Origin of the sequence: Acinetobacter sp. UBA5984 (assembly GCF_002429925.1) — a bacterium.
In the GTDB taxonomy this organism is placed as follows: Bacteria; Pseudomonadota; Gammaproteobacteria; order Pseudomonadales; family Moraxellaceae; genus Acinetobacter; species Acinetobacter variabilis.
The window spans coordinates 59,217-65,502 of record NZ_DJBE01000060.1; the positions used below are offsets into that span (position 1 = coordinate 59,217).

Sequence of the window (6,286 nt, forward strand, 5' to 3'; positions counted from 1 at the left end):
AAACGGTCTTTCATATTCGGCACGAACTCATCCACAAACTCTTTCAGCTTGCCGTGAATTTCGCGTGAATCGATATAAATCTTTTCGGTTTCTTCATTGGCAAGATCACGAATAACACGCTGTGGCAAAGGCAGCTCTTCAAAGATCAATGAAGGCACTGCAATGACTTTTTGTTTACGCTGAATGTATTCCCAGAGTTTAGCCAAATAAGCCATATCCTGTGCAATCGCTTCTTCTTCAATGCCATCCGCAGCAGTACGGACAATCACGGAGCCAGGCAACTTGTGTTCTGCCTGAATACGCTCAATGATCGAGCGTAAACGATTGCGTTCATCTTCGGATTCAATCCGCTGCGATACACCAATATGATTGCCATATGGCATCAGGACCAAATAACGTGAAGGAATAGAAAGATCAGTAGATAGACGTGCGCCCTTGGTGCCGAGCATATCTTTCATCACCTGAACAGTGAGAATCAAACCCGGTTGCAACAGCTCGAATACATTCGGCGTTGGCTGGTTACGTGGCCAGACCATGTCATTGATATGCAAAAATGCCGTTCTGGACAGACCAATATCGACAAAAGCGGCCTGCATGCCCGGCAAGACCCGGACCACTTTCCCTTTATAGATATTCCCGACCAATCCGCGCTTGGCCGTACGCTCGACAAACAGTTCATTCACCGTGCCGTTTTCAATCAACGCCACCCGACATTCCATCGGTGTGACGTTAATCAACAACTCGTCAGACATAACAACACTCAAAACATTATAAGAATTCTTTTTCAGCAGTTAATTTAGTGCCTTAACCGTCTGCAATAACTGTACTGTTTCATATAGTGGCAAACCCACTACATTCGAATAACTACCTTCTATTCTTGGAATATAACGCGCTGCAATTCCCTGTATTGCATAGGCGCCTGCTTTCCCAAGCGGCTCACCTGTTGCCCAGTAACTTTCCATATCATGGCTATTTAGTGGCTGAAATTCAACCTGTGTACGGACTACTATACTGTATTTTTCTTCTTTTGTGCGGACGCACACCCCAGTATACACATCATGCCATCTTCCTGAAATTTTTTCCCACATTTCAAAGGCATGCTGTTTAGATTCAGGTTTCCCCAAAATTTCATTATTAACCCCTAAACTGGTATCCGCAGCAATAATAATGGCATCCGGATACAGCTTGGCCACCGCTTCCGCTTTGACTTGCGCCAGACGTTCGACATAGGCTGCAATGGATTCATTTTCCAGTACAGATTCGTCTACATCTGGGCTACAGATCTCAAAGCTCAGCCCGAGTTGCTGCAAAAGTTCACGGCGTCGAGGTGAGCTGGAAGCGAGGATTAAATGCGCCATTTTCTCAAAAAGTAATAAAGCACTGGCCATATGATGACACTAGTCAGCATGGGAATCCAATGTCGTGCAAATGAGAATTGTACGCCGGTCGAAATCTGGGCAAAAAAGATAATCATCAAATGTGCCAGAATCGCAATTGCTGTGATGACCCATAAATTAGCAAAGGTCAGAATACGGCGCTCACGGGTCAAGAAACGTGCCACAAAAGCAATGATGATAAAGCTAAGTGCATTGAGACCTAAAGGCGCATCAAGCAGTAAATCAATCAAGATCCCGGTAGCAAATGCAAACCAGATTCCACACCAGGTCGGCTGACACAATACCCAGAACAGCATGACCATTAACATAAATAATGGACGCCATCCCGAGGTCTCGTAAGACAGTGGATAGACTGAGAGAACGGAAGCCACAATCACCGAAATGACAATGGCAAATAAAGGATCACGATGTGTTTTAGGTCGCATCTTAGCGAGTGACATGCGGTTGCTCCATCGCTAATGAGTCAGAGAACAGCACGACGACATGATGACCACCGGCCAACTGTGCCGCTGGAGTAACATCAATCTGGGCAAATTCCCCTGAATTATGCCGTTTCACATTGGATACTGTTCCCACCAGATAACCTGCCGGAAAATGCTGTCCCAGACCTGAACTGTAAACTTTTTCACCAACTTTGATATTGGCGCTGGTCGGTACATATTCCATTTTCAGGCGTCCCAGATCTCCGGTCCCCGAGACAATGGCACGCATGCCGGTATGTTCCAGACGTACAGACAAGGAGTGTTCTTTATCAGAGAGCAGCATGACCCGGCTACTATGCGGATAGACATCAATAATCTGCCCCATAATCCCCATGTCATCCAGTACGGTCTGACCGACTTTCAGCTTGTTATTGGAACCACGGTTGATCACGATGATATGGCGTAGCGGATCAGCATCGGTACCAATCACCTCAGCAATTTCCATACGTCCATCAAGAATCAGAGGGGTATCTAAAAGACCGCGCAAACGGGTATTTTCTGCAGAAAGCTCTGCAATTTTTTGTAGGCGAACTTGCGCCTGCAATAGCTCAGCCTGCATCGCGGTATTTTCACGACGCAGTTGTGCTTCAGATTTGGTTTGTTGATTCAGCCATTCTCGCGACAGTACCGGATAGCTGGCCACGGCATAAATGGGATTATAGGCCGCGTACAAGACATCCCTTGCAGGTTGAACAACATGTGGCATGCGCCAGTCAAAGAACAGCACCACCAGACATGTTATCAGTGCAATGATAAAAGAGCGAAAAGATGGCGGTTGTCGAGAAAACAGATGTGCTTGCACCCGCCGAATCCTTGTCTTAGCCTACAAATAACATGTCATGATTTGGATTGTCGAAGAATTCGAGTACCTTACCGCCACCACGAGTCACACAAGACAGTGGATCTTCAGCAACCACAACAGGCAGACCTGTTTCTTTGGCAAGCAGCTTGTCCAGGTTACGCAACAATGCACCACCACCAGTCAATACGATCCCGCGTTCAGCGATGTCAGAAGACAGTTCAGGAGGTGTTTGTTCCAATGCAGATTTCACCGCAGACACGATGTTTTGTAGTGGATCAGAAATCGCTTGAGTGACTTCATCCGAGTTCACCACAATCGCACGAGGCACACCTTCAGCCAGGTTACGGCCACGGACTTCAATTTCCAGCGGTTTTGCACCTTCATCTGGAAGTGCCATGCCGACTTCTTTTTTGATCACTTCAGCTGTAGTTTCACCGATCACGCAACCATGTGCCTTACGTACGTAGTTGATGATCTGTTCGTCAAATACATCACCGCCAATACGCAGCGAGTCTGCATATACACAGCCCTGCAATGAAATTACTGCAATCTCAGTTGTACCGCCGCCCACATCAACAACCATCGAACCACACGCCTGCTCAACCGGCATGCCTGCACCAATTGCAGCAGCCATCGGTTCTTCAATCAGACGTACTTCACGTGCACCCGCATTATAAACTGCTTCACGGATCGCACGGCGTTCAACCAGTGTCGATTTACATGGCACGCAAACCACCACGCGTGGCGCTGGCGGGAATAAACGTTTTTCGTGTACCTTACCAATGAACTGATTTAACATGGTTTCAGTCACTTCGAAATCCGCAATTACACCGTCTTTCATCGGACGGATTGCAGAAATATTTGCTGGGGTACGACCAAGCATTTGTTTCGCGTCAAGACCTACGGCAGCAACAATTTTATGTGAACCACTGTGACGGATGGCTACAACCGTCGGTTCATTTAATATAATGCCTCGTCCTGGCGCATAAATAAGTGTATTTGCAGTACCTAAATCAATAGCGAGATCTGGCGAAAACAAGCCTATTAGTCGTTTTAGAATCACGGGGACGTTCTCAGTTAAACTTTATATGGACGCAAGGTGGCCACTTTAACTAAATGTGATGATTTGGACAAGTCAATCGCTTATCATAACGCATGATAATTTGAATTTTTTTTAATACTGATTAGGTAATATTATGTCTACATCGGATGCACAGTCTTCTGCAGATTTAAATGCAGAAACAGTTTCAGCTATTGCCAACCTCGCAAGGTTATCTCTTAATGATACGCAATCTGCTGAATATGCTCAAAGTTTAAATAAAATTTTAGGCATGATGGAAACCCTGAAAGGCATCGATACTGACGGTGTTGAACCACTGAAAAGCCCTTTCGACCACCCACAGCCTTTACGTGAAGATGTCGTGTCGGAAAGTAATCATCGTGAGGAATACCAAGCAGTTGCACCTGCTGTACAGGACGGTTTGTATCTCGTCCCTCGCGTGATTGAGTAATTATTACCCAGTTCATTCTTTTTATTAAATTAAACGTAAAGAATTATTTCTCATGACAGATTTACACCGCTTATCCATTCGTGAACTGACTGAAGGTTTGGCAAATGCTCAATTTTCATCCCGCGAATTGACTCAACACTATTTAAAACGCATCGAAAAAATTGATGCTCAGGTCAAAGCTTATGTGACCGTGACTGCTGAACAGGCATTGGCTCAAGCTGATGCTGCCGATGCTGCAATCAAAGCAGGCAACGCCACCGCCCTCACTGGTGTGCCCATTGCACATAAAGATATTTTCTGTACCCAAGGCATTAAAACCACTGCCGGTTCTAAAATGCTGGACAATTTTATCTCTCCTTACGACGCGACCGTTGTAGCGAAAGGTAAAGCTGCGGGCTTAGTCACACTTGGTAAAGTGAACATGGANNGATACCGGTGGTTCAATCCGTCAGCCGGCTTCTTTTTGTGGTCTGACTGGTCTGAAACCGACTTATGGCCGTGTATCACGTTTCGGTATGATCGCGTATGCATCATCTCTAGACCAAGGCGGCCCAATGGCACGTTCAGCTGAAGACTGTGCTTACCTGATGAATGTGATGGCTGGTCATGATGCCAAAGACTCAACATCAATGGATAAAGATGTTGATGACTATGTGGCAAACCTGAACGGGACTTCTGTAAAAGGTCTGCGCATTGGTATTCCAAAACAGTACTTCAATGTTGAAGGTCTGGATGCAGACGTGAAAGCACGTGTTGAAGAATCACTGAAAAAACTGGAAGAAATGGGTGCAACTCTGGTTGAGATTGATCTCAACATGACAGAAGCTTATGTTCCAACTTACTATCTGATCGCACCGGCTGAAGCATCTTCTAACCTGTCTCGTTATGACGGCGTACGTTATGGCTACCGTTGTGAAGAGCCAAAAGATCTTCTCGACCTTTACAAACGTTCCCGTTCAGAAGGGTTCGGTGCTGAAGTTCAGCGTCGTATCCTGATCGGTACTTATGCTCTGTCTGCTGGTTATTACGATGCTTATTATGTGAAAGCACAAAAAGTACGTCGTTTAATCCAGCAAGATTTCTTAAAAGCATTTGAATCTGTAGACGTCATCGCTGCCCCTTCTGCACCAACTACTGCATACCGTATCGGTGCAAACCTGTCTCCGGTTGAAATGTACCTAGGTGACATCTATACCATCGCGGTAAACCTTGCAGGTCTTCCTGCGATTAACGCGCCTGTTGGTTTTGACAAAGACAACTTGCCAGTTGGCTTACAGTTGATTGGTAACTACTGGTCAGAATCTCAATTGTTGTCTGTGGTACATCAGTATCAACAAGCAACCGATTGGCATACTAAACGCGCTGCAATTGCTGAGGAGAATGCATAATGGCTAAAAACGCTGCTAAACCAAAATCTAACCTGATTGACGGTTGGGAAGTCGTTATTGGTATCGAGATTCACACTCAGCTTGCGACGAAATCAAAAATTTTCTCTGGTTCTTCTACCGAGTTTGGTAATGATCCAAACACTCAGGCGAGCCTTGTAGATTTGGCTATGCCGGGCGTATTGCCAGTATTAAACAAAGAAGTGGTTGATCTTGCGATTCGCTTTGGTCTGGGTATCGATGCGTATATCGACCAGGCTTCAGTATTTGCGCGTAAAAACTATTTCTATCCGGATTCTCCAAAAGGCTATCAGATCAGTCAGATGGACAACCCGATTGTGGGCTTGGGTCATATCGACATCCAGCTTGAAGATGGCACAGTAAAACGCATTGGCGTAACGCGTGCACACCTTGAGGAAGATGCAGGTAAATCAATCCATGACCAGTTTGAAGGCATGTCAGGCATCGACTTGAACCGTGCCGGTACTCCTCTGCTTGAGATCGTATCTGAACCGGATATGCGTTCGGTTGAAGAAGCTGTTGCTTATATTAAAGCGATTCACACGCTGGTACGCTGGTTAGGTATTTCTGACGGTAACATGGCAGAAGGTTCGTTCCGTGCGGACTGTAACGTGTCTTTACGTCGTCCGGGTCAACCATTCGGTACACGTTGTGAATTGAAAAACCTGAACTCATTCCGTTTCATTGA

Annotated in this window: 6 protein-coding genes and 2 pseudogenes (1 of these 8 running past the window's edge); 3 read left to right on the forward strand and 5 right to left on the reverse strand. The window is 45.8% G+C overall.

All coding sequences use genetic code 11. The features are described 5' to 3' along the window. The 5 genes and pseudogenes from B3J29_RS10090 to B3J29_RS10110 all read right to left on the reverse strand — a co-directional run. A pseudogene (locus B3J29_RS10090) lies at positions 1-752 on the reverse strand (ribonuclease E/G); it reaches 518 nt to the left of the window's first position. 39 nt (positions 753-791) lie between these two features. Further along, positions 792-1,358 carry a Maf family nucleotide pyrophosphatase gene (locus B3J29_RS10095; RefSeq protein WP_180002471.1) on the reverse strand — a complete coding sequence of 189 codons (567 nt, stop codon included), beginning with the start codon at positions 1,356-1,358 and terminating at the stop codon, positions 792-794. Further along, positions 1,346-1,837: a rod shape-determining protein MreD gene (gene mreD, locus B3J29_RS10100; protein ID WP_286965255.1), complete on the reverse strand. Its 492-nt coding sequence runs from the start codon at positions 1,835-1,837 to the stop codon at positions 1,346-1,348. Before mreD ends, B3J29_RS10095 begins: the two co-directional genes overlap by 13 nt. Continuing rightward, positions 1,824-2,681 (reverse strand): rod shape-determining protein MreC, encoded by an 858-nt coding sequence (gene mreC, locus B3J29_RS10105; RefSeq protein WP_286965257.1) that lies wholly within the window; start codon positions 2,679-2,681, stop codon positions 1,824-1,826. Before mreC ends, mreD begins: the two co-directional genes overlap by 14 nt. Before the next feature lie 16 nt (positions 2,682-2,697). Next, on the reverse strand, positions 2,698-3,744 hold the full coding sequence (locus tag B3J29_RS10110) for a rod shape-determining protein (RefSeq protein WP_005234480.1): 1,047 nt from the start codon (positions 3,742-3,744) through the stop codon (positions 2,698-2,700). Positions 3,745-3,877: 133 nt separating this feature from the next. Here B3J29_RS10110 and gatC point away from each other — a divergent pair, with 133 nt between their 5' ends. The 3 genes and pseudogenes from gatC to gatB all read left to right on the forward strand — a co-directional run. After that, on the forward strand, positions 3,878-4,192 hold the full coding sequence (gatC, locus tag B3J29_RS10115) for an Asp-tRNA(Asn)/Glu-tRNA(Gln) amidotransferase subunit GatC (protein ID WP_005234479.1): 315 nt from the start codon (positions 3,878-3,880) through the stop codon (positions 4,190-4,192). A 52-nt stretch (positions 4,193-4,244) separates the two neighbouring features. Then, positions 4,245-5,580: pseudogene (locus B3J29_RS10120) on the forward strand (amidase). Continuing rightward, positions 5,580-6,286 (forward strand): Asp-tRNA(Asn)/Glu-tRNA(Gln) amidotransferase subunit GatB (gatB, locus tag B3J29_RS10125; RefSeq protein ID WP_414632211.1); only part of this gene is annotated, 707 nt, incomplete at its 3' end. The pseudogene B3J29_RS10120 and the gene gatB, both read left to right, overlap by 1 nt.

Excerpts from the sequence above, each read along its gene's own strand:
- gatC (WP_005234479.1), top strand. The coding sequence starts at position 3,878 with ATGTCTACATCGGATGCACAGTCTTCTGCAGATTTAAATGCAGAAACA.
- B3J29_RS10095 (WP_180002471.1), bottom strand. The coding sequence starts at position 1,358 with ATGGCGCATTTAATCCTCGCTTCCAGCTCACCTCGACGCCGTGAACTT.
- mreD (WP_286965255.1), bottom strand. The coding sequence starts at position 1,837 with ATGTCACTCGCTAAGATGCGACCTAAAACACATCGTGATCCTTTATTT.